Source organism: Terriglobus albidus (assembly GCF_008000815.1).
Lineage (GTDB): Bacteria > Acidobacteriota > Terriglobia > Terriglobales > Acidobacteriaceae > Terriglobus > Terriglobus albidus_A.
The window spans coordinates 1,039,551-1,064,125 of sequence record NZ_CP042806.1 but is presented as its reverse complement, the minus strand read 5'-3'; the positions used below and the strand labels follow the sequence as shown (position 1 = coordinate 1,064,125).

Here is a 24,575-nt window from a genome sequence, read left to right as displayed (position 1 = left end):
AACCCGCAATAAACCCTTTCTTTTGTTCGCGGTCATGCGTTTAGGTTTATGCATCATTTTGCAATCATAATGACATCAAAGTGAAACTCAAACCCATAGTAGAGTGGAAATAGTACTAGTTTTCTTCTCACTCAAACTGTCAAAAAGACACCGTTCGACAGTTCCAACAAGACGAGCTATAGGCTTTAAAGCGTTCCGCCGCTATCCAGATGCAGCAACGGACGAACGAACATCCTATGTCACATGTAGCTTTTCACTCCATGGATCACCCGGAGTTTCTAGCGCGGCTGGAGCAGCCGCTTCTATATCGTTCTTCCCCACAACAGTTTCTTCCAAAGGCGGCGCTACCGTGCGGCTATCAATAGGCAGCAGTGAAAGATGCTCCGCAGCCCATTTAGCGGCGAGGCCGTTCAATGGGCTGCGGGTGTTGTACTCCTGATAGGCGATCATGCGTCCGATGCGCACCACTAAGTCATCCAGGCCCTCTGACGCCGCCCAGAAGTCGCCGATGCAGACGCTGGTCTCGTCGAAGTTTGGATGGAAGACTGGCGTCAGCATGCGGCATTGTGGAGCGCGGCGGGGATACTCGAGCGATAACTGCACTTCCAAAACATGAGTATCGCGTTCCAGAATCTCGCCGGCGGCGTTGACGTAGATGCCTTTCAGGTTGAACTGGAACTGATAGATTTCCGGCGGCAGGCCGGCGCTGCCGGTAATCTGGATCACCGGCCAGCCGGCAAAGCGGCGGGTCAGCGTCTCATGATCGAGCTTCAGTCTGCGGGTGCGCGGCGATGCCATCGGAGTTCCTCTTTAGAATGATGAACCTAAAGTTCGCAACATAAATCATGAAGGGCTTGTGCCATCCGAAGCTTTGGAAAAGCAGGTCCTTCACTTCACCACCCCAGCCAGCAAAGCTGGCCGGGACCCCGTTCGTTCAGGATGACAACATTTTGACAAGAGCTTTAGACACTAGCCGGTGACGAGTTGAAGCTGCTCAACCCGCTTGCGCCGGACAATGTCATTGACGTGGTACTGGAAGTAGATGGTGCTGAAGAAGAAGGTCATCACGCCGCTCAACGTCAGCGGAATGCCTTCAACATTGTTGTAGTGCTCTTCCATCGAGGAACGGAAGCTGTAGCGCGCAATCAACGTCAACACGAAGCTGGCCAACTGGACGATCGGTATCAATGTGGTGGCGCCATGCGCGACGACAGAAGCCATGCCAAGCGCAAATACCAGCGCCAGGCAGCCCAGTTCCGCGATGTAGAAGTAGAGTGCCCGACTGGACGGGGCCACCTTCTTGAGCCAGAAGGACAGCACAACGCCCCAGACCGACATGAACATTCCCCAGGTCAGGATAGTGAACAGAAGCACCAGGCCCCAATGAAGATTCGGCGGGTTGGGATACTCGATCGCCGGAGCCGATGGAGCGGCGGCCTGTAGCGGAACTGGAATGGTGCCGACGATCTGCGAGACCGGCACCGGCTCCCCCATGCCTTCACTGGAAGCCAGGTCGGTAAGCAGCACATCGCCCGAGGCGACATAGCGTTGTAGATCGGCGAGAGTATACGGACCGTACTGTTGTCCGTCACGAAAGATGGTGTAGTTCACAAGGCAGCTCCAATCAGAAAAGAAATCGTCTTACATCAAAGAAGTGGCACTCCATCGCCGTCCTGCTTGACGATGCAAACTTCCACTAAGGCCCAGATCCAGGCGGCCCAGCCAAGAAAGAAAAACGACAGCAACGTCAGCAGCATTTGTCCCACAGCGCGCTTCGTATAGCCCGCGTAGAAGTTATGTACTCCCAGGCCCCCGAGAAAGACTCCCAGCAACACATAATTCGTGCGGGTGCGACGGCGCGTATACGGCGCGATTGGCGCATGGGATACTGCGCTATAACCGCCAAAGCTCAACCCTCGCTCCGGCGCAGGCTCGGTGACCTGAATCCTGGGTGGCGCACCGGGCGGCCGAGGAGGCGGAGCCACGGACGTGGTCAGCGCAGGATTCGGCGGTGGCGGGGCCGCAGCCACTGCCGGCCGTGCCTGGCTCAAGTCCGCCGACGAGATGCTCACCTTTGGCTCATCTGCGGGAGCCTTGGCGCAGCCGAAGACGGTGCAGCCACCGTTCTCCGCATAGCAGTCAGCGTGGTGCGGCGTAGCACAGGCTTCGCAGGTCAGCGCCTCTTCCTCCGGCTCAAAACCACAACGACAGTAGGGACAGGCGGAGGTCATTCGCGTGTCCTTTCCTGATACCTGAACTTATAGCGGCCCAACTGAACGATGGCTCCACTCTCCAGTACCCGCGTGCCGCGCACCGGTTGACCGGAGACATAGACCGTTCCTTCGGCGGCGAGATGAATATGCGGCCCCTTCTGCATCAGCACAGCATGCCGCGGCAAAATCTCGGGATCTTTGAAGAGATAGATATCGCAGGTCTGCGTGCTTCCAATCACTGTCTGCGGCTTATAGAGAATGAATTGCTTGCCGGCCAGCGGACCGGAGGTGACATAGAGCCAGCGGTCTTTCAGCGCGCTTTCCACCAGCCCCATCGCAACACCGGTGGCAAGTCCCAGCAGCGCAAAGCCGACGGCGCGGCTCGGCGCACCTCCCTTGGTTGCAAACGAGATGGGATCAAAGATCAGGCCGCCAATCGCCGCACCGATCGCGCCGCCAAGGGCTCCATAGCCGATCTTCTTACCGGACCGGTCGATAATCCCGTAGATGATGCCACCGGCCGCGCCCAGGCATGCCCATGCGATCGCGCGCACAATCCAGATAACAGGGTTATGGTGGGTCTGCACACCGGCAGCCGCGGAAAAGCCCAGCCCAATCGCATAAATCATGTTGGCAATGCGGTCGGAGATGAAGCTCATCACCACGCCCAGGGGCAGCGCGATTCCAATCCGGATGGCAGCTTTGCGCAACGAGCGCTCTACGATGCTCTCGGCTGCACCGAAGCCGACGCACATCAGCGTCAGGATGATGGGAATGAGCCAGATATTTCCCCAGCGATAGCCAGCACCATCTACAAAGCCGGGTTCCGCAATGCCCCAGCCCGCCAGGGCTCCGACCAACCCGGCAATTCCCAGATACACCCACGCCTTCAGAAAGAAGTTTCCGTCCTCTTTCGCCAGAGCCTCCGGCTCGGCCGGCTCATGGATGCTGCCGTAGCTCTTCACTCCCGCCGTAGTCTCGGTTGAGGCCACCGCGAGCGGCGCAGCCTGCACTGTCTCCAGGTCTTCCAGCGAAACACGCAACACGTCGTCAGGCTGTTCGCTCATGGCTTCCTCCCAGTGGCTGGCGCAGGTGTGGACGAGGCAGGCGCCTGCGGCGGAGCTGCCGTCGAAGCACCAGGCGCAGGTGCAGGTGCAGTAAGAGCCGGACTCTGTCCCGTCGGCACTGCCGACGATTCCGGTGCAAGCAATGCTTTGTGCAGGAAGGGCAACAGCTCCGGAGCCTCACGGATTCCCAGCGGCCTGCCTGAAGTCGGATCGATAAAGACCGCAAAGGGAATGATCTGCGGGAAGAGGAAATACGACACCGCGAAGCCGGCCACCAACATGGTCAGGCTCAGCATTCCCGTGGCCGCCCATCGCATCCACTCCGGCGTCTTCTGCCGAACCTCTGCACGCATAACCGGCTGCGAGACACTCTCTTCTTCCGTCACCTGCATTTCAGTCGGCTTCGGTGTGCGTTCCACACCGTCGCCGTTCTGGTCAGAGATGGTCAGCGAGTGAATGCGATGAACCGCACCACCCACCCAGCCGAAGCAGCCCTCTTCGTCCGTGTGAGGGTCATAGACCCAGGCCACCTGATCGGGAGCGTTGAAGAAGTTCTGCTGGATAAACAGATCGTGCTCAGAGAGAAAGACACCGAAGCCCGGATGAGAGTGATACCAGCCGACGATACGTTCCTCCGGATAACGCACGTCCTTAACGCGGTAGATCTCCTCCCAGGCCTCCTGGGTAAAGGTGACGTGCGTGCCTCCCTGGCTGGCCTGCGAGGCTTCGATGGAGGCGCGGATCTGGACAGCGTCTCCCACCTTCTCGCCGATAAGCACGCCGCAGACCTCAGTCTTCATATGCGCGCGGGCATGCTGACGGATGCAGCGCGTGACCTCGCTATCGATCACGATCTTTGGCTCAACCGCAGCGGTGTTCTTGCTCATACGGCAAACTCCTTCTCCCGCACCAGCGGACCAAGAACCTCCGCGGCATCGCCTGCTATCAGATAGTTAACTTCCGAGTCGTTCGAACGCACCGTGAACACATCAAAGAGCGGAAGGCCAAGCTGATCGAGCGTCCGGCCCGCGAGCTCCGGTTCACCGCGATAACCGGTAAGCAGATCCACGATGCGCATCTGCGGCTCAGCACTATCGGGGCTGCAAGCGAGACAGCGGCCACGGTTGAAGTCCACCGAACCCACCGGAGCAAAGAGATCGTCAATCGCGCCGCAACGAGGACAGCGCAGGCGCCAGATAATATCCCGGCTGAACTCAATCACCGTTTCGCTGACACCGAGATGCTCCTGCCCGCGCCGCATCAACTCCGCCAGGGTGATCTCGCTGGAGCTCTCACCCAGCTCCACAATGTTCTCCAGCGATGCATGACTCATGCAGTCCGGATTCTCGGTGTACTGGGTCACGTAAGAGGTATGCTGCAGCCCTTCAAAGACGTACCCCTTGCCGGCAAGCGTCGGCAGACCGTGGAGCACCTTGACCAGTTCCTGCACCTGAATGCCCGCAATCACAGAGGAGATAGTCGGTGTCGTCGGCACACGTCCCTGCGGCTGAGCCTCGTGGAGCAGGAGGTTGCAGGACATCCTACGGTTCAGGATCGCCCAATCGGTCTCGCCAAGCGTGCACTCGTAGCAAGGCGGCTGGTTGGGCAGAAAGACGCGGGCAACACCGTTGATGCCCTCGATCGCGCCATCGATCCAGGGTCGGCCGACCTTCCATGCTGCGCGATTAATCCAGAGGCGGGCCTCGCGATTGTCGAGCCCCGCAATGATCAGGTCAGCCCACGCGAAGAGGCCGAGGCCGCAATCCTGCATCACATTCGCCGCCAGAGGGAGAACGGTCGCCTCAGGCAGCAGGTTGCCATAACCACGCGCAGCCGCATCGGCCTTAGCGCTGCCGACGTCGGACGCACGGAAGAGCACCGACCGCGACAGGTTCGAGGTCTCAATCGAGTCGAGATCGACGATGACAATATTGAGGAAGCCGAGCAGGGCCAGGTTCTTGAGGATCTCATTCCCGAGCGCGCCTGCACCGATCACCAGCACACGCGCGGACTGGATCTTCGCCTGATCCCACCAGGGGATAAGGCGGAAGCGGCTGAACCGGTCCTCCTCCAGCTCTGTACGTAAGGTGAGGGTCTCGGTCATGGCGTTCAGCCTGCGGTGATCTCCGGCTGCAGCCGCAGGATGTCGCCTTCGTTCACACCGGCCTGGGCCAATGTCTGGCTGTCCTGGATCTGGCGGCCACTGTTCTTGTGATGAAACTTGTAACTCAGCGGCGCGCCGTCCGGCCCATTGGTCGGAAGCTGGAGCTTCTGCACCAGCACCGTCACGATCTTGCTGCACGGAGCATCATCAGGTAACTCAGCTGGAACGCGTTTGTTTTCCGTCGAATCGTAGACGGTGACGTTGATGTAAGGCATCGCATCCTTCCCGGAAGGTTCTTCAACTACATCTGTTGTTTTGTCTGTAGATCCTTCAAATACTGTTCCAGCCTCTGACGGCCATTTCCATAAAACGACCAAAGCGACGGATTGTGCAGCAGCTCGGCACTGTTGGCAAAACCGAGATTCTCCGCATTGGCATCGTTGTTGCGGTCAAACTTTGAGCTGACAACTCCCAGCAGCGCACCGTGCGCGTCATAGACCGGCCCGCCACTGTTACCCGGACTGATGGCCGCCGAGATCTGCAGCACGTCCTGATGCAGGCCGGAGATGATGCCGCTGCTAAGCGTGTACTTCAATCCCTCCGGGTGACCGATCACGAAGATCGGCTCGCCGTCCTGCGGCTTGCCGATAGGCTGCACGAAAGCTGCAGCGCCGGAGTGCCGCTCGACCCAGAGCAGCGCCATATCGTTCGAGGGACAGGTGGCGATCACGTCGGCCTTTGACCAGAGCCCACCTTCCATGGCAACCATCACATGCGGAGCGCTTCCACCGGCGGGCGAGGCCGTTCCGCTGACGACATGATTGGCCGTGGCAAAAAGATAGCCATCGGGTCCTGCCTCGAGCAGCATACCCGCCCCCAGTCCCACAGAAGCTGCCTCCCGTCCCCAGAACCGAACGGCCGGCGATACCACAACCACCAGCGGCTTCAACTGAGTGGATACCTCGGCACTGGAAAGAGTTACAGCCGAAGACAGCGAGGGGAAGCCAGTCCGCTGGTCAAGATCGGGCAGACCAGAGTTCACCATCGGCGGCAAAGGAACAAGCGAATAGATCGCTACCCCTGCGACCAGCGCCAGCAGACTGCTTACCGTCAGCAGCGTTGCCAGCAGAGAGACCAGGGCATACCGTGTCCGCGGCGGCTGCGTGCGAAACGCAATCCGCAGAATGACCGAGATCACGCACAGAAGAGGAAGAACCGGAACCAGAAGCCACAGACACGCCTTGGCCCAGACGGGAATAGGAGAAGGCTGCTTTTTGGCCGGAATTTCGGCAGGCGCCGAGACATGCACAGCCAAATCAATGTCTTCAGCGCTGACAGTAATCTTCTCCGAAGACATGCTCGCCCGCTAGGTTCTCAAGTGTGAGCCAGTTATATCCGATTTGGTGTAACCCGACAACTGGTTAATTAACGGAAAAATCTTACCTCCGAACGGCCTTCGACCATTTAGCAGATCACCGATTACTTCGGTACCGGGTGGCGATCCAAAGCAGCTAGGGTGTCGCTGTTAAGATCAGCTGGATGCGTTTAGTTCCGGTGTATCGCTTTCAGCGAAACTCTCAAACCGTTGCGCGTAGCGCAACCATTTCGCACCGCAGGTGCGAATGTCTTGTTTAAAGGCACGGCTTCAGCCGTGCCGCAGTCGAACATGGAAAGCAAGCGGCTTCAGATGGGATGAGACGGCTGGCCTCGCGAAGCAGCTAAGCTGTTCGCACGCACTCGGGGTGCTCAAGGAGACCAGCCGATGAAGAAGGTTAGCAAAGCGCAGTGGTTAGAGGAAATGGGGAGTGACAGGCCAGCGCTGACGGTAGGGCTTGATTTAGGGGACCGTTACAGCCACTACTGTCTGTTGAACGCAGGGAAGGAAGTGATGGAGGAAGGTCGTATCCAGAGTACGGAGGCGGCGTTCCGACGTCATTTCGAGGGCGAGGAGCGGCAGCGAATAGCACTGGAGTGCGGCACGCACTCTCCGTGGGTAAGCCGTTTGCTCAAGTCTTTAGGTCATCAGGTGATCGTGGCCAATGCGCGCAAGATCGCGGCGATCAGCTCGAGTGAATCGAAGAACGATCGCAACGATGCCGAGCAGCTGGCTCGCTTCGCGGCGTCTGATCCTAAGTTGCTGGCGCCGCTGCTTCACCGCAGCATGGAGCGGCAGCAGGACCTGAACCTGATCCAGGCGCGGGCTACGCTAGTACGTGCGCGGACGATGCTGGTCAACGCGTTGCGTGGCCTGGTCAAAAGCGCCGGTGGCCGTCTGCCGGCCTGTTCCACCGAGTCGTTTCCTGTGCGGGTGCGGGCATCGATTCCGTCTGTGCTGACGACGGTAGCGGTTCCGTTGTTGGAGCAGATCGCGACGTTGAACCGTCAGATCGACAGTATGGAAGAACAGATCGAAAAGCTGGGTACCAGGTATCCGGAGATCGGTGTGCTGCGTACGGTTCCAGGCGTGGGTCCTGTGGTGGCGGCCACGTATGTACTCACGCTGGACCGGCCCAATATAGCAAGCAACCGTTCCGCAGGTGCGTGGCTCGGTCTGCGACCCGGACAAAGTCAGTCGGGGGACTCGGATCCGGAGTTAGGCATCTCCAAGACCGGCAACCGATATTTACGAAGTCTGCTGGTGCAGTCGGCGCAATACATCCTGGGTCGCTTCGGTCCTGACTCAGCCTTGCGTCGCTGGGGCCTCAAGCTGGCATCCAGTGGAGGCAAGAGAGCAAAAAAGCGAGCTATCGTGGCGGTGGCCCGTAAACTGGCGGTCCTGTTGCACAGCATGTGGCGCAGCGGACAGAGCTTCCAACACTTCCCTCAACCTGCAATGGCCACCGTAGCCTGAACCGCGGATCGGCCAAAGCAGAACAATCTCGTGTCCGGGTGACTGCGCTCAGCGGCTGGGCCATACAGGTCGTGCTTCAGATAGCAGCCCCAATTCATCACCATCGGGTCCCAACAGGCACCGAGTCCCTTAGCGGCTCACTGCGAGTGCGGATAGAAGCCCCGAGATGAATCCAAAACACAACCGCAACTGCAAATACAAAAACTCTATGAAGGAAAAAACTTGACCCATACAGCCGTCTCATAGAAGCCGCTGAGGGAGATGCCTCGGGTCACCAGATCTTCATGCAGACCAAATAGCAAACAAAAGATTCGAGACGGGATATCGCACTTGGGCTGAACCTGACCTCAGCGGCTAAAGCCGCGTATTTGCGGGTTTTTCTACGGCACGGCTGAAGCTGTTCAGTTCCATGACATCCTTTACACTTTTGTGCCGGAAGTCCTGTGAGGTCAACAGAGGCCAGGAAAAGGCGGTTGCTGCGCAACCTTGGAAAAAGAAAGGCCTTTTCCCACTTTCCCTAGCCACTACGACCGCTCTTTATAGGGAATTGCGAGCAAATCGACTGTAAAGGATGTCTGGAGACTTAACAGCTGAAGCCGTGCCCTTAAGCAAGACAAACCGCGGGCCTCCATAACTCTGCAGTTAGGGGTCTTCAGCCGGCCTTCCGAAAGGTGAGGTTGTAACGAACCGGGCCAAGCTGCACATGTGTGCCATCCCGCAGTGGAGCAATGCCGTGATAACGCAGCCTTGCAGGCCCTCCCCACACAAGCACGTCGCCATGAATCACCTGGATGCGCTGGATCGGGTCTGTTCGCTTCAGCCCGCCGAAAAGGAAAGTCGCAGAAAGGCCTAACGAGACCGAGACAATCGGTTGCGTATAGTCACGCTCATCCTTGTCCTGATGCAGCGATAATTTCGAACCTGGCTCGTATCGGTTGATGAGACATGCGTCCGGATTGAACCCTGGAAAGCCTGCCTCGTTCGCAGCACCCGTTGCGAGTTCTTTGAACACCGCAGGCATCTCAGGCCAGGGCCGATTCGTCTCCGGATCGAAGTGGTCATAACGATAGCCGGTGCGATCTGTCACCCATCCCAGCTCGCCGCAGTTCGACATTGCGACTGACATGCGGAATCCGCTCGGCGTCACCATATTGCGAAATGGTGACTGTTCGGTGACGCGCTGGAGCGCGGGGAGTAACTCGTCCTCTACAGCAAGCGCAAAGCCGGCAAGCACTGCCGTGCCTGGACCGAGAAGGTTCTTCGGTAGCGGCGCCGGAGGTTGGGTTTGGAAGAGCGGCTGGGTCATGGTTTCCGCTAGAGTCCTGAGTCTGAAGTTCTTGTCGTAAATTTTGTCATCCTGAACGTAGTGAAGGACCTGCTTTTCAACGCTTCGGATGGCAAAGCTGTTCATGATTTATGTCGCGAAGTTTAGACTCACCACGCTAGAGCATTTTCCCTGTAGGTGTAGTGTAGGGTTTCCGCATCTATGGGCGTTTTCCGCAATGAAAACGCCGCTGCACGCCCCTTCCGGGATACCCAGCAACAGGGAAAATGCTCTATGTGGCATCATGAAAGATAACGCCGAGGGTATACCGTTGTCCCGATCGCAGGCGGCTGACGCCATGCCGGAGATTCACGCGATAGCTGCCGCGCGTACCCTGTACCGGACGATGGTGAACAGCGAAAGCAACCGCATCGCCCTGTCGCAGGGGCACGACCTCAGCCCGGCTCTGCATCCTTGGGCGCTGCTCGGTCAGGACGAATTCGCCGCCGGTAAAATCCCTCCCCGGCTCCGACAGCAGAAACGCTACCTGAATGGGAAAGACATGCTCGCCATAGAGATCCTGGTGCAGGCAGTTATAGTCTCCAGCGCCATACTGCAGCAGCAGCGGTGTAGGTCTCAACTGTCCCGCCTGATGACAGCGCTCGATGAACGCAGCGTGTTGGCCCGGATAGCGGATGTCGATGCCCATCTGTTCGTTCCAGCGATTTGCAACCGGCGCCAGCCTCTCGTAGAGCGATGTGCGTAGCTCCTGCAGCAACGCAGGCAGCGGATAGCGAAAGTACTTATACTCGCCACGCCCGAAACCATGCCGCGACATAACAACGCGACTGCGAAACAACTCATCGCTCCCGTACTGACGTGCCAGGACTTCGCACTCCTCCGCCGTGAGGATGTTCTTCAGCAAGGCATTGCCTGAGGCGTTGAGCTCGTCTGCAATGAGCTGCCAGTCAAGCGACGTGATGCGCGATACCGCGCGTGCCGCTTCCGGAAGTGGCACACTGGCCTCCGGCAAAGTCAGTCCTGCGATTTCGAAGTCCGCCTTCATACGTGTGCCTCTCTTTCAGCACCAACGTTATCGAGATGCGTGATGCAGAACACCCCGATTCTTGCCTTCAAATTTTGGCGGCAAGATCCGGAGTGTGGTCCGCATCTTACCCCGATTAAGTTTTGACCTGCAGAGCAAGATACTGTCTCTGCTATCTCAACCCAAAAGGAACACAAGTATGTCAAAGGAAGCACAGAACAAAGCTCTCGTGGGACGCTGGTTCACAGAGTTCTGGGGACCGACCGTGAATCTCAACGTCGTGAACGAACTTGCCGCCCCGGACATGTTGCTGCAGTATTCGCTGCACGAGCCACGCCGCGGCCACGACGATATCAAGGCATTCATGACGGGATTCCGTCAGGCCTTCCCGAACCTCAACTTCTGGGGAGCGGCGGACCTCATCGCAGAAGGTGACTACGTTGTCGGACGCTGGGAAGGTGGCGGTACGCACACCGGGCCGGCCTTCAGCGATTTCCTCGCCGGGTCATTGCCCGCTAACAGCGGCCGCAAGATGCACTTCACCGGGACCACCGTTCTCCGCATCAAGGATGGAAAGATCGCCGAGGAGATTGGCCTGGACGATGGCGTTACCGCCCTTACACAGCTCGGCCTGATTCGGACCGCCTAGGCGGTGTATCAACAAATTCGCCTTCACTGAAACCTATAGAGCGGGCCTTCAGCCCTTTATTTTCTATGGGTACGGCAGCCGCAACGCAGCTGCCGTACTCTTCAGTGAACACTACGCCGCAACAGCCATAGCCTGTGGATCCTTAGAACGATAGATGCGATAGTCGTAGCCCTCCGTTACGAACGACAGATACGGCATGCTGTCCGCAATGCTCGCATAGACGGGAAAATCCATAATCACCCAGACATCGCGGAAAGATGACTCCAGCGAGCGGTCCAGATTTTCCAGGAAGGTGCGCATCACCTCTTCACCGAAAGGATTGAAGAGATACAGCACCAGCTTCTCCTCGGGAAACTGGAAGTCCATCGCATTCACGTTCATGCATGTTGCAGAGCATAGGCGAGCGCGGTCGTCGTTATGGAGATTCAACTTCGCCAGATCACTCAACTCCTTGCGCAGCTCTATCCCGATGGCGGTGCGGAAAGAATACGCCTCCAGAGCCATGAGCAGCATGCGCCCCTTCCCGCAACCTACGTCGATGAAGGTGTACTCCTGCGGATTCGTCACAGGTAGAGCCTGCAGCACACGCCGCGCGCACTTGGGACGGATCGGGACATAGGTGTGGTTGGTGGTATCGGTTTCCCAACCCTTGCGGGCCTGATCGGCGCGGTCAGCCGAGGTATCCGTGCCATGGCGCCAGTCAAACCACCAATCCTCAAAATCAGTGTTGAGTTTGATCAGCTGCGGCACGCCGGGGATTTTGCGGATCGCCTGACGGAGCATAGTGCGGTGATCATAGCAACCTGAAAATCACCCCGACTATGGCAAGAATCTATCTTTGAAGATGGCATGAATCTCTAGTGCGTATCTGCTATTTCTTTCTATGTTGCTTGAGATTCTGCGCTATAGCGCTAGCTCTTCGTTCTCAATACTGCCGGGTGCCCCGACGAGAACGACTCGTCAAAAGCAGATTTCTCCGCTTCGCTCCGAAATGACAACACAAGCTCAGCCCCCGGCAATCTCACCGAAGACCCTCAACAGATTCCCGCCCCAAAACTTCCTGATGCGCTCTTCCGAATAGCCTCGCCGCAACATACTTTCCGTAATCATCGGCAGATCGCGGACGTCGCGCATGCCGCGCGCCAGCGTTGGCCCGCCATCGAAATCACTGCCAAGCGCAACGTGGTCTTCTCCCACCAGCCGGATCACACGGTCAACTACATCGACCCAGTTGTCCACGCCCATCTGCACTGCAGCTGGGACTTCAGCGCCCAGCATCGGATACCCCGGAGCCACAAGTTCATCCACCTCGTAGATCGACTTACCCTTCACGCGCGTGGGGATATCCGTGGTATCCCAGAAGGTCTTGCGGCGATGCTCCGTGATCCACGCATACTCCTTCGGATAGGCGAACTCACTGCCGATCTGAATGCCGAGCACGCCACCCTTCGCCGCCAGCTTCTGCAGCAGGCTGTCCGGGATATTTCTGGGGATGTCATTCACGCTGCGCAGTCCGTGATGCGTCGCGACCACCGGATGATCGCTCACCTCGATGGCCTGCTGCATGGTTGTGTCCGCCGAGTGCGAGACATTGATGACCATGCCCAGGCGGTTCATCTCTCGGATGAGCTTTCGTCCGTTCTCTGTAAGCCCATTCGCCTTTGCCGGAGAACAGCACGCATCCGCGTAGTGCTGGTTCCAGTTATGCGCGGAGAGCTGAGCCGAGCTCAGCCCCCTGGCATGCAGCTCGCGAAGGACGCCGAGATCTCCGTCGAGATCGTAACTACCCTCGATATCGAGGACCGCCGCCAGCCGGCCCGATGCCGCGGCGGCCTGAACCTCAGAGGCCTTGCGCGCCAGCACGACCTTGTCTCGATTGAGCGCCAGTTGGCGGTATGCGTGATCGATGCGCCGCAGCGTCTGCTTGGTCTCGAAGCGGCCGGGATAGTACTCCTCCGGCACGAAGATGGAGAGGAAGAAGGCCTTCTCTCCCCCTTCTTTGGCGCGGACAAGATCCCACTGCCCCTGATTCGAACGCTCTCCCATACTGCCGCCGTGATAGAACTCGCGGTCGAGCGCGTGGACATGGCCATCGAAGATCAGCATCTGCTGATGCATCGCGCTCGCGCGCGCCGTGAGCGGTTCGGCCCACGTCATCGCACTGCCGGCAAGAGAGGCAAGCGAGGCAGACTTCAGAAACTGGCGTCGGGAAAGCAGGATAGTTCTCCTTAGGTCGATTGCCGTAGATGCAACCCGCGAAGGCATTGCTACACTCGGCGCGCGCCTTGAAACAAGGGGAATCATACCTTGAGCAACGCTCCTACCGCTTTCTTGACGGATAAGGCTGGGCCGGGATGGACCTCGTCTCGCTCAGGCGTGTTTCGAGTCCGCTATCAAAACAATCGGTTGATCGGGCTGACACACTCAAGCGCTTCTTAAATGGGTGGGAGCAGCGGGCTTCAGCCCGCTGGTAAAGGCTTAAAGTAAATGGGCTTTAGCCCTGGGCCTTCTTTGTCTGACAGGAAGAGGCCCGAGGCTAAAGCCCATTTCTATGTTGAGCCTATAAGACCGTGGCCTGAAGGCCACGGCTCCCACCGATTCGAGCTTCGCTCGAATATCCTACCCATTGCTGACCGCAATGGATGGGGACCCAGAGCACGAGCTCCATCATCGATACGCTATTGAACCTGCTCAATGGCGTTTCACACAGAACGCTCACTACAAAAATGCGATACTCGAAAAGCAGATCGAGATCGACAATGAATACCCCCAGCGAGCTGAATGAGGTTGTTCTTCCCCAAAATGTAGTTGGACCGCTGACGCGGTCGGCGATCTTTCTGGTGTTGTGTATCCGCCAGGATGACGACGCTTACACACGTCTTCGCGAGTTCTGTGCCGGCCTCTCCGGACTGGTTCGCGCCGTGGAGTTTCGCGACGTCGAAGCCGGTCTTACCTGCGTCGCCGGATTTGGTTCCGATGCCTGGGACAAACTCTTCGGGACGCCCCGGCCTGCCGAGCTGCATCCCTTTCGCGAGATCCGCTCGGGCAATCGCCATGCCGTCTCCACACCGGGCGACCTTTTCTTCCATATCCGTGCCCGGCGCATGGACCTGTGCTTCGAACTGGCGACACAGATCATGGACAGCATCGGGGACGTGGTCTCAGTAGCCGACGAGGTACACGGCTTCCGCTACTTCGACGATCGCGACGTAATGGGCTTTGTGGACGGCACAGAGAATCCGCGAGGCGATGCCGCGCGCGAAGCAGCCATCATCGGCAGCGAGGACCCGGCATTTACAGGTGGTAGCTACGTCATCGTGCAGAAGTACCTTCACGACATGAAGGCATGGAATGCTCTTCCAACCGAAATGCAGGAGCGCATCATCGGTCGCCGCAAGCTCTCCGATATCGAGCTGAGCGACACTGATAAGCCCGCCTATGCGCACAACGCGCTTACCAATATTGAAGAGAACGGCCGCCAGTTGCAGATTCTGCGAGACAACATGCCGTTCGGACGTCCGGGGCACGGCGAATTCGGGACATACTTTATCGGCTACTGCCGTACGCCACGCATCACCGAAATGATGCTGGAGAACATGTTCATTGGCCGCCCACCTGGAAATTACGACCGGCTGCTCGACTTCAGCCAGCCCGCAACCGGCAGTCTGTTCTTCGTCCCGACAATGTCGTTCCTCGACGATGTCACCACCGGCGCTCCAGCCGCGATAGAAAACGCGGCGACGCCAGATACAGAACCGTCTTCGTCTGCGCCTGCATCCACTCCAGTAGCCGTACCCGACACATCACTCAGGATAGGATCCCTGAAGGGAGAGAGACATGAATAACCTTCACCGCGAACTTGCACCCATCTCCGATGCAGCGTGGGCCCAGATTGAAGAAGAGACGACAAGGACGCTGAAGCGCTATCTGGCTGGCCGGCGGGTTGTCGATGTTCCTGGCACCGGAGGAATCGCGTTCCCCGGCGTAGGGACCGGACACCTGAAGCAGATCTCTGCTCCCGCCGATGGTATTCTCGCAAGCCAGCGCGAGGTGAAGCCGCTGGTCGAGCTGCGGGTTCCATTCGAGCTGTCGCGTCAGGATATCGACGACGTGGAGCGCGGCTCCAACGATTCCGACTGGCAGCCGGCGAAGGACGCCGCGAAGAAGCTGGCCTTTGCCGAAGACCGCGCCATCTTCAACGGCTATCAAGATGCAAGCATCCAGGGCGTTCGGGAAGCCACGAGCAATCCCATTGATACGCTGCCCGCGGATGTCCGGGACTATCCCGATGCAGTGGCTCGCGCGCTGAGCCAGTTGCGGCTGGTCGGTGTCAACGGGCCCTACTCCGTCCTGCTGGGAGCCAACGAATACACCGCGCTGGCTGAGACCCGCGATCACGGATATCCCGTCCTCGAACACGTAAAGCGCATTGTGGACGGCAACCTGATCTGGGCGCCGGCGATCGAAGGGGCTTTCGTCATGACGACACGCGGCGGCGACTTCGAACTCACCATCGGACAGGATGTCTCGATCGGCTATCTCAGCCATACCGAGTCCACAGTCAAACTGTACCTTCAGGAGACCTTCGTCTTCCGCGTGCTCACTACGGAAGCAGCGGTGGCACTATCGCCGTCGCGATAGAGCATTTTTCCTGTAGGTGTAGTGCGGGGCTTGTGCATCTATGGGCGTTTTCCTCACCCGGGATACCCAGCAACAGGAAAAATGCTCTAGTACTCGCCTTCACAGAATTTCCCCATGCACCACCTTTTGAAATGCCCCGCAGGAATGCAGTCTATGCGGGGCATTTATGTGTCTGCATGCTGAATGTATACGGATACATGTATGAGGGGTACCGAAGAATATGAGGATTTGAATACACTAGACCAATGTCATAATGCCTCTATGACTCACGCGTGGATCGTGTGTATCTTTCTACCGTCATTGGAATGCTGAAATGAAATCGAGGGCAAAGTGACTCCTGATCAGATCAGTAGCAAATTGAAGGATCTTCCATACATGACGTTTGCTCAAGGGCGAATGATGCATGACTTCATCCTGGAACACCGCCTACGACGTTGCCTTGAACTTGGGTTCTACCATGGGGTGTCATCTGCATATATCGCTGGTGCACTTCAGGAAATAGATACTGGTCACCTTACGACGATCGATATCCCGCAGGCCCTAACGCTTTCACCCAACATTAATGAGGTTCTCAAAGAGCTTCAGCTCCAAGATCTCGTAACCGTATTCATTGAGCCCCGATCTTACACATGGCGGCTTATGCGCTTCCTTGAGGCCGGTATGTATGGTGAGTTTGATTTCTGCTACATCGATGGCGGGCATACCTGGGACACTACAGGATTTGCTCTGTCTCTTGTAGCTCATCTGCTACGGCCAGGTGGTTGGGTCGTTTTGGATGATCTAGATTGGACCTTGGCTACCTCGCCAGCGCTATCGTTAAAGCCTTCGACTAAAGCATTTCCTGAAGATGAGAGAACGACGCCCGGAGTACGTAAGACATTCGAATTGCTAATCTGCAAGGACAACCGGTTCGAGAATGCCTTCGAGAAAGGGAAATGGGGCTTTGCTCAGAGAACCCATATTTAATCGCTATACCGTGACGCTTTTCTTTCCTACCTCCCGCGACGTACTCGTATGTTGCCTGCCCATGTCAATCGCTGTTTGACGGTTCTCCAAAGAAAGCGGAGCTTCATCTCTGCCTTCTTTGGAGCTCAATACTGGGAGGATATAGCCTAATGTCACTTACTTTTCAGTTTCCATAGGAGTAGAGGCCTCCAATGCGTTCCGATTGCACTACGGAACTCTTAGGGGGTGAGCTGGAAATGAATGTGAGTTTAGTTTTCACTGAGAAAGCGGTACCGGCCTTGGTTCCTGCTGTAGGGTTTGGCAACCTAATTTCTCTCCATTTGCTTCAAGAAGCCCGTTGTTCCACTCTTGGTTGCGAAAGTAAGTGACATTAGGATATAGCCCGTGACACCATCGATGATCTAGATTCTGGTCCCTGGTTCCCTCCATCATCGTGGCCACAACAGGTATGCCGGAACCCATCACCTCTAGTAGACGCATTTGGACATCCCTCGTAATCCAAAACATCAGCATTACCCTGAACAGCGATAATGGAGATCCTACGTTCTCGACTTCGCACAGAAAACGAACCACCACATTCTTTAATTCAAGGTGTTGTCGCCTGTAAGAGGATCTTTTCTGTTCTGGTCATCGGATAACGGTACACGGTTCAGAATCGTTTGACTGGGTAGGAGCGCTTCATGCGTTTTTCTCTGAGGGCCATTTTTATACTCGTGGACCAAAGCGTTCTGAAACAATCTCGGCGTGATGCCCGAAAATACGATTCAGGTCTTGGCCCCAATCTCATCAATCAATCGGCATAATCCCTTCTTGGCTAAGAAAATGATATTCGCTTCACGTAGGCCCCTTGCCTTTGCTTCCGCAAGGCTGATAGGGCGTTCTTCCAGATCTCGAAGAACGGCTCTTATTAAGATAAGTGTCTGCGCATTCCGAATGTAGCTAAGCACTGCATTGACCACGATGTCGCTTGCTGCTAACGGAGAGCGAATCAACCAGTCTGTTTCAGATAGAAGTGATGACGGATAGCTATTAAAAATGAGATCAAGTCCAGCCAATTGATTTTGCGGGGGAAAGTTTTGTGCGGAAGCGATTCCCAACTGCTCCTCCCAGAGCATACGAAACTGGGCTGCCACTACTTTCCATGAGTAGCGTGCAGCGACATGTTGTTGTCCGGCCAACCCCATATCAGAAGCTGCATCCGGATTTTCCATCAACCACTCAAGATAGCGAACCAAATCGCCAACATCGAGCGCTAAACCTTGTGCTGCATTGTGGGCGACTGTGACCGTGCTGTCGATACCAGCGAAAATGCCTGCAGACTTTGCAATGCTGGGAGACCATCTGCTCGGAATCAGAAAGCCGGTGGCACCATGTAGGATAAGGTCGCGATAGCCACTCCAATCGGAAGCAATTACCGGCCGCGCATGTGCCATAGTTTCGAGAATCGCTAGGCCGAAACTTTCCTGGATTGAATCGACAGGAAACACCCCCACATTGCAGGCCGATAGAAACACACTCTTGAGGAACTCTGCAAAGTTCTCAAAGCGAAGAGTGACATGGGAAATACCGAGAATGTGAATATAACGCTCAAGCTGGGCGTTATATTCCAGATCGCTCGCCTGCCCAGCAAGCAGCAATCGGACCTTCTTGCCGCGATCTAGTAGATAGGCGACTCCATTCAAAAGCGGCTCTAAGTCAGCCTTATACTTCTCGGACAAACGCCCCATGTACAAGATCACAAAGGCGTCATTGGGAATCTCTAGTATTGATCGCGCAGCATCTCTCCCGAGCTCATTTGCGGAAGGTACGTGTACACCTAATGGGATTTGTTCCAGTCGCGGCCTAGATGGGGGGCCTCCCGAACGCATCCTGGGAGCGTTATCATCGAGAGTATCAAGCACTGTGCGCAGAGCTGCTAAGCTAGCTTGGCTAGTCGCTACTAACACGTCATGTGGCTGAAAACATTGCCTGATCCAGTTATAAGTTCCAAATAGGTTGGAGGTCCACACTGAATGAACTAGCCCGCAAACTGGAATTCTATTATCTGGCACGGCTTGTCTACATGCAGCGAGATAGCTGAAGATTGGGGCGCTTCCCACTAGAACGTAGTCCCTACATGAAGCGATCTGCGGTATCGAGCTAAGAGCGCGTCGGACGACCCGTTTATTGTCTGATGTGGGGGCGCTCCAAGCGTAGTCGCTGTATCCGTTTCTCAGATCATCATCTGCATGTGGCAACGTCTGCCAAAGATCCCAAGCCAGCTCCGGGTCGTGTTGTATCGAAGCATTTATCAATGCTATCTCGGCGACACTAGCGCCCATCAGCGCATTTGGGACAGAACGATACTTATCTCTCGTGTAAAAAGTGACCGAGCCACACCGCACTGGCTTCTCGCTTTCTTCGCATTCAGGCAGTAGTGGATGAGCCGTTATTCATTTAATGAACAACGGCTCATCCAACGGAAGTTTGCGCGACTGTTTACTACTGTCAATGCCGTCGTCTTGCGCAAACCAAGAACGCCCCCCAGACATGAACGCACATCATCGTACAATCGCAAATCACTTAGAATGTTCATACAAGTAATAAGCGCCGGCAGCCAGAATGAAGATCGCGACTGCGGCACCTAGCCCGATGCCAAGAGCAGTCGCTAATGCCGCCATGCTCGCTTCGGTTGCGATCTCCACGGCGGCACCTCCAGCGATCTCCGCAGACAGAGAGTAGTCAATTTCCGCTTCTACTGTGTTGGAACTGATGATGTCAAGGGACTTTCCAACCGAAGCCGCTAAGCTGGCTAGCGCAGCGGCTTCGTTTAGTAGGGTCGGCGTAAAGCCGGAGATTAAGATGTCGCCGCTGTTTGTAACCTGATCCGGACTGATGATTGTAACTGTAACCATCGTTCCGTGATTAGGATCATCTTGATCGTGTGTGACGTAAGTTTGCTGGGAAGAACCGTCGGAGAATTGAGTAGACTGCGAGACTGCATTATTTGGGTCGAGACCATGTCGATCGGTGCGATTTACAGGATCATTCCCCACGTACGCATATCGGTTCCAACTGAGCGGGTCGCTAACATGGGCACTCCCTCTGTATGGATCGGGCGAGATAAATCGCCCGAGCTTTGCAGAGTAATATCGCTGTTCTGCGTAGTCCAGGCCGTTCGTCCGCTCATAGGGACCAAATGACTGTCTATCTGCTCCTGGTGCTCCACCGACTCTCTCGCCAAATGGAAAATACTGCGCCGTCCCACTAGAACCAGGACTGGGGTTTGCCCATGCTCGTAGTCCCCCGATACGATCAAACATCAGTGCAGACGTACCGCTACGTACAAGTTTTCGCCCGAGAAAAACGTTGGCGTCGCGCAGTCCGAATGAGATGGTCCCATCTTTCCCAGTGATAAGATTGTAGGTCGCTAGCCTTTTGCCCATACTGTAGAATGAAACCGTCTCGTGTGCATCCGACTTTGTCCACACTCGTAGACCTTGGTGATCATAGCCGTAGCGCGTGACATCTCCTTCGTCGCTAGCTATTTGGGATACTCTGCCCTGCGTGTCATAGCCTAGCGACAGAAAAGGCATACGAACGACATTTCCTGTTTCGTCATAGGCGATCTCGGGGTTCAAGATTTGATTGGTATCTGGGGAATGACGGAAAGTTTGCTCAAAGCCGCTTCCTGCAGTTACGATTTGATCGGCGCGGTTCCCGAAATCATCGTAGCGATATCGTAATGCCCAATCCTCGGGTTGTTTGGCAGCAGCCATGAGCCTGCCATACGCACCATATTCGTATGTAACACTTGAGCCGTCAAGGTGGTTCCTCTCCGTACGCAATTTGCCTGTGTCAGGAAAATAGGCATATTCCAAGTCAACCCGTGGAATCGCGGCACTAATTTCTCCGGGCGACTCTGCCGATGAAGTAACTCGTTGAACGCGGCTTCTCTCGTTGTAAGCTTTTGTTACTACCATGTATCCCGTGTCCGAGGACACTAGGATCTTTGCGGTTGATAGCTGTCCGGTCGGAGTATAAATTGCGTCCTTCACGACGGCTTGCTCGTCGATGCGCAGCGCGCACGGATTGCCCTGCTCGTCGTATTCGTGGATAACAGTCGGTCCCAGAGGGTAACCCAACGAGATCATCTGGCCTTTCTCGTTATATTTTCGGGAAAGGATAAGGCTCGTGCTGAACTCGCCACGAGTAAGTATAAGCTTTTTTGAGAGTTCCTTACCTGCCGAAGAATAGCTGTACATTTCGGTGAAAAGTCCAGGAGATTCGGAACCATCACCCCATTGGACGGCTGCTAATCGGCCAATGGCATTCTGTGAGAACTGCGGATCAATCGGATTCTTATCGTAAAAGAACTTCACGCTTTCGGTATGCTCTAACTTGCCCTTTGCGTTATAGCGGTCTACCTGTATAAGCCTTTTGAGTGAATCTCGGACAAACCGTTTTCGCTGCCCTTTAGCATCAATGACCTCCGCCAACGTTCCATCTGCATTATAGGAGTGCTTCTCGGTGCCACTTTCCGGCTCGGTTCTTCGGACCAACAGTCCTTTGGAGTCGTATTCAAACTCCCGGCGCTGCGTTCCGGAAAGGCGGGGCATCGTGACTGAGGTTACCTTGCCAAACAGATTGTAGGTATAACTAGTCTCAAGTTCTGCTCCTCCGTTCGGGTTTAGCAAGACAACCTTTATGACCCGTCCCAAGCTGTCATGCTCTATACGCTTCCAATTTCCCGCCGCATCCGTGACTGTCGTCTGCCTGCCTTCCCGCGTCATCTTGTGGGTACCTCCAGAGCGAGAGCCCTTGAGTATTCGGCGGCCTAAGATGTCGTACTCGTGATCAATCCAAATCGGTGTTTCACCGGGAGCGCAAGGTAGGGAGCTTCGCTTAAGCCTCCCGTTTGGTGCGAGAGATGAAGGGCCAAACTCAAATCGTGTTATGAGCGAATTGCCCGTTGCATCGCCCTTTTCCGTTGAGATATGGCGACCGAACCCATCTAGAGTCTTTTTTATCCATCGACCGTTCACTGTTCTGGTGACGGAGGTCGGATATGACTGATATGAAATCGTGGTCCGTGGGCAATCTGTGGACTCTTCCGTGACGACGCGTCCAAGACCATCTCGTGTCCATGTGGTTATTCTCCCGTTTGGTGAACTGCGTGTTACCATTTTTCCCCCGCTGTAGGTAAAGGCCGTGGCCAATTCCGGGGAATCTTCGTTGTACATGCTCGAATGATGAATAAAATTCGTATTTCCGTCGGAAACGAGGGTTATACTCTTCCCGCGCCCATCTTTGCATTGGCGAGCCATTCCGGTCGTATCGAAGATTGTGGTGCTTATATTGCCGTGACGATTCACTTCGGTAACGTTGCCGCGCAAGATATTGCTTACGGAGTGAGAAGCATTGTGGCTGCTTGCGCCGGTGGCATCAATCAATTCCGTTGAGTCGTATGTATAGGTCGTTTGAACTGTTTCCCGCCCATTTGACAGGCATACGGATGTCTTTCGATTCAGGATGTGTTTTTCCAGGTACTCGGATGCCTTGAGATACGTATAGACCTCAGTCTTTTCCGGCTTATATTTGCTGTCAAAACCATAGCGTGTGACGTTAGTGATATTGCTAAATTCATCGCGGACATAATCCACGCGGGACGTAACTGATTGATTGCTCTCAGGATCGCGAACGACCACCGTGCTACTGATATATGGGGTGCCGCGCGGCGTGGCCGACCAACGACGTGATATTTCTTGAACCAATCGTCCGTTCTGTTCGAAGGTTTGTTGCAGGTTGACTAGTCCACACGCGTGGCTATGGGGGTCCGTTTCAAACGTCCAGACCCTTTTTGCGAGCCCACCTCTCGACTCGCTGAGGGTAAGTGTTGAATGAACGAACTCCGCACCCGAATCTCCTAGTCGTGAGAAGTTGAATTCACTTGCGGTCGACGGTGAATATGGATCGCTACTGCTACGGCTCTGAATTTCACGAACTTGTCTTCCATCACTATAGGTAAAGGTCGTGTATGTCCACGAAATCGTTCCTCCGTGCGGGAGGGTCGCGGAAACCAATTCACCATGTAAGTTGTAAGCAAAGGCGTAACGCTGTCCAGAGGCCAACGTGATTCTGCTCAGCTGACGACTCAGAAATCCATCCCCTGTAAGGGCGGAGGTCACGGCAACGTGATCGAAAACGAACGTATAGGATTCGTGAGTACCGACGTTTGATGTGATTGATGTTATGTATGCTTCACCATCCGCGTATTCAAAATTGTATGATGGACCACCGTCACCGGATCGAGCGTCGAAAATCTCGATAGGCCGCCCACTAGTGTTCGTTGCAGTCTCACCGTTCCCGGCGGCATAGCGGACTTCGATCTGGTTCCCATTGCTATCTTGGATGAGTGTCGGATACATGACACCAGGGTCTCGCTCTTTGCTAGTCGAAATTGAGGCGAAGACGGCAAATTCCCCGCCTGCGAAGTGCAATGTCTGCTTCGCCATATCCCAAGTAAAGTAATGACCGTTGGTCGAAATAAACTTCCCACCATGGGGAATCAAAAGAAAATCCGCGCCAGTTCCGTCTTTGTAAACATAGCTTATCTCGCCATCACCTGAAGTCGTTCGGGAAATAGACCCGATTCGGAGCGTCCAACCCGCACCAAATCCAGTATCTAAAGATTGACCATCGTTTTGCGAGTTGTAAGAACACCGCAATAACGCATTAGCTCCTCGACTCTCGATACGCACTAGTGGAACGGAAAACGACAGATTCCCGGAGAGTAGGTCTATTTTTTCTTCGTTTTGACCCCAGTATTGTCCATTAGGATGCACGCCAGTGCGACCAAACGATTGAGCCCTATGCGGTAGAGACGTCTTTTTCCCGTCCGCAGAGCTCGCCGCCGATACGATTGAGGTGAGTGATGCTGTTCCAACGATGCTGAGCTTCCCAAATTCTCTCCGATTCATGATTCCTTACTCTCCCGGTACAGAGTTGATATGCCGTTAAACCCAAAGTTAGGTTCTTGAAAGCACAGCAATGCGAAAGTGGCGTAGAGAGTACGCCACTTAGACAATAAGGTGTTCGGGAGAATAGGAATGCCAGAGTTGGAGCTGCTTCTGCTGTGCAGCATATTAAGTCTTGCCGCACATGCATGAAGAAATCAATCCAAGATTTCAATGCGAACGATACATCACACCACCAGAGTGGGCAATAAATATTTTTAGATTGAGTAGAGACTGGTTCAGCCGTCGATAGAAGAGAATGAGATGTAGCAGATCAGGCGATCTTATTCTGGACGTCGGCTCTCTTGGCGCTATCAGGCTGCAACGATCCGAATGATTGAGTTGCTCATCTCGGACGAGGGACAACCAATGGACGAGGCGCGCGACGAAAGCGGACAGAAAGTCGAGCCCCCTGAAACAGCTTCTGTGGGGCAAACATATCTTCTGACCAGCGCATGTCGCTTTTGAACGTTGCGTATGCGCTGTCTTCCGGGAAAATGGTCATTCGAACTTCCCATATTCTGCGAGGTAGATTCTCGACTACCCTTGCCTCTTCAATTACGGCCTCGCCTGGAGTTCCGGTCCTTCGAACGAACCATTTGTCGATCGACTCGAGAAATGGAGCGACTGACAGTAGCACCAATGAGGCGAGACTGATGCACTCCACTATTGTCAACCATGAGGAAGATGGCGATGTACTTGACTCGAATAAGCGCATGCGGCAATTCTATTCCAACGGAAATATTGGGCGACGTTCCTTCGAGTTGTGCACCCGTCCGG

General features: G+C 55.4%; 19 protein-coding genes. 5 read left to right on the top strand and 14 right to left on the bottom strand.

Features of this window, described 5'->3' with window-relative positions:
• Positions 1-234: 234 nt before the first annotated feature.
• The 8 genes from FTW19_RS04375 to FTW19_RS04340 form a co-directional block, all read right to left on the bottom strand.
• Positions 235-798, bottom strand: coding sequence for a ubiquitin-conjugating enzyme E2 (locus FTW19_RS04375; RefSeq protein ID WP_147646507.1), 564 nt, complete (start codon positions 796-798; stop codon positions 235-237).
• 171 nt (positions 799-969) lie between these two features.
• Complete coding sequence (locus FTW19_RS04370; RefSeq protein ID WP_147646506.1) at positions 970-1,611, bottom strand: DUF4339 domain-containing protein; 642 nt, start codon at positions 1,609-1,611, stop codon at positions 970-972.
• A 35-nt stretch (positions 1,612-1,646) separates the two neighbouring features.
• The gene (locus FTW19_RS04365) at positions 1,647-2,231 is read right to left on the bottom strand and encodes an NINE protein (RefSeq protein WP_147646505.1); all 585 of its coding nucleotides are present in this window, start codon (positions 2,229-2,231) and stop codon (positions 1,647-1,649) included.
• Positions 2,228-3,280 (bottom strand): FHA domain-containing protein, encoded by a 1,053-nt coding sequence (locus FTW19_RS04360; RefSeq protein ID WP_147646504.1) that lies wholly within the window; start codon positions 3,278-3,280, stop codon positions 2,228-2,230. Before FTW19_RS04360 ends, FTW19_RS04365 begins: the two co-directional genes overlap by 4 nt.
• A complete protein-coding gene (locus tag FTW19_RS04355) occupies positions 3,277-4,167 on the bottom strand; it encodes a Mov34/MPN/PAD-1 family protein (protein WP_147646503.1) in 891 nt (296 codons plus the stop codon). The genes FTW19_RS04360 and FTW19_RS04355 overlap by 4 nt, the downstream gene beginning before the upstream one ends.
• Positions 4,164-5,384, bottom strand: a complete 1,221-nt coding sequence (locus tag FTW19_RS04350) for a HesA/MoeB/ThiF family protein (RefSeq protein WP_147646502.1) — start codon at positions 5,382-5,384, stop codon at positions 4,164-4,166. Before FTW19_RS04350 ends, FTW19_RS04355 begins: the two co-directional genes overlap by 4 nt.
• Positions 5,385-5,389: 5 nt before the next feature.
• Entirely contained in the window at positions 5,390-5,659 is a 270-nt protein-coding gene (locus FTW19_RS04345; RefSeq protein WP_147646501.1) for an EsaB/YukD family protein, read from the bottom strand.
• Positions 5,660-5,685: 26 nt separating this feature from the next.
• The gene (locus FTW19_RS04340) at positions 5,686-6,741 is read right to left on the bottom strand and encodes a S1C family serine protease (protein WP_147646500.1); all 1,056 of its coding nucleotides are present in this window, start codon (positions 6,739-6,741) and stop codon (positions 5,686-5,688) included.
• A 405-nt stretch (positions 6,742-7,146) separates the two neighbouring features.
• On the opposite strand from FTW19_RS04340, the gene FTW19_RS04335 reads away from it, so the two are divergent.
• A complete protein-coding gene (locus FTW19_RS04335; RefSeq protein ID WP_246153518.1) occupies positions 7,147-8,235 on the top strand; it encodes an IS110 family transposase in 1,089 nt (362 codons plus the stop codon).
• A 652-nt stretch (positions 8,236-8,887) separates the two neighbouring features.
• Here FTW19_RS04335 and alkB read toward each other — a convergent pair.
• A complete protein-coding gene (gene alkB / locus FTW19_RS04330) occupies positions 8,888-9,541 on the bottom strand; it encodes a DNA oxidative demethylase AlkB (protein WP_147646499.1) in 654 nt (217 codons plus the stop codon).
• A 250-nt stretch (positions 9,542-9,791) separates the two neighbouring features.
• Positions 9,792-10,565 carry a 2OG-Fe(II) oxygenase gene (locus FTW19_RS04325; RefSeq protein ID WP_147646498.1) on the bottom strand — a complete coding sequence of 258 codons (774 nt, stop codon included), beginning with the start codon at positions 10,563-10,565 and terminating at the stop codon, positions 9,792-9,794.
• A gap of 178 nt (positions 10,566-10,743) precedes the next feature.
• Between FTW19_RS04325 and FTW19_RS04320 the strand changes: the two genes are divergently transcribed.
• A complete protein-coding gene (locus FTW19_RS04320) occupies positions 10,744-11,193 on the top strand; it encodes an ester cyclase (RefSeq protein ID WP_147646497.1) in 450 nt (149 codons plus the stop codon).
• A 111-nt stretch (positions 11,194-11,304) separates the two neighbouring features.
• Here FTW19_RS04320 and FTW19_RS04315 read toward each other — a convergent pair whose 3' ends face one another.
• Positions 11,305-11,976 carry a class I SAM-dependent methyltransferase gene (locus FTW19_RS04315; protein WP_147646496.1) on the bottom strand — a complete coding sequence of 224 codons (672 nt, stop codon included), beginning with the start codon at positions 11,974-11,976 and terminating at the stop codon, positions 11,305-11,307.
• Between the two features lie 222 nt (positions 11,977-12,198).
• Positions 12,199-13,458, bottom strand: a complete 1,260-nt coding sequence (locus FTW19_RS04310) for a dipeptidase (protein WP_246153561.1) — start codon at positions 13,456-13,458, stop codon at positions 12,199-12,201.
• A gap of 494 nt (positions 13,459-13,952) precedes the next feature.
• On the opposite strand from FTW19_RS04310, the gene FTW19_RS04305 reads away from it, so the two are divergent.
• The 3 genes from FTW19_RS04305 (at position 13,953) to FTW19_RS04295 (ending at position 16,800) form a co-directional block, all read left to right on the top strand.
• Positions 13,953-15,038 carry a Dyp-type peroxidase gene (locus tag FTW19_RS04305; protein ID WP_147646495.1) on the top strand — a complete coding sequence of 362 codons (1,086 nt, stop codon included), beginning with the start codon at positions 13,953-13,955 and terminating at the stop codon, positions 15,036-15,038.
• The gene (locus FTW19_RS04300) at positions 15,031-15,834 is read left to right on the top strand and encodes a family 1 encapsulin nanocompartment shell protein (RefSeq protein WP_147646494.1); all 804 of its coding nucleotides are present in this window, start codon (positions 15,031-15,033) and stop codon (positions 15,832-15,834) included. Before FTW19_RS04305 ends, FTW19_RS04300 begins: the two co-directional genes overlap by 8 nt.
• A gap of 375 nt (positions 15,835-16,209) precedes the next feature.
• A complete protein-coding gene (locus FTW19_RS04295) occupies positions 16,210-16,800 on the top strand; it encodes a class I SAM-dependent methyltransferase (RefSeq protein WP_147646493.1) in 591 nt (196 codons plus the stop codon).
• A 764-nt stretch (positions 16,801-17,564) separates the two neighbouring features.
• Here FTW19_RS04295 and FTW19_RS04290 read toward each other — a convergent pair.
• Both FTW19_RS04290 and FTW19_RS04285 read right to left on the bottom strand, forming a co-directional pair.
• Positions 17,565-18,668, bottom strand: a complete 1,104-nt coding sequence (locus tag FTW19_RS04290; RefSeq protein WP_281292451.1) for a glycosyltransferase family 4 protein — start codon at positions 18,666-18,668, stop codon at positions 17,565-17,567.
• Between the two features lie 690 nt (positions 18,669-19,358).
• A complete protein-coding gene (locus FTW19_RS04285; RefSeq protein WP_147646491.1) occupies positions 19,359-23,759 on the bottom strand; it encodes an RHS repeat domain-containing protein in 4,401 nt (1,466 codons plus the stop codon).
• Between the last annotated feature and the right edge of the window lie 816 nt (positions 23,760-24,575).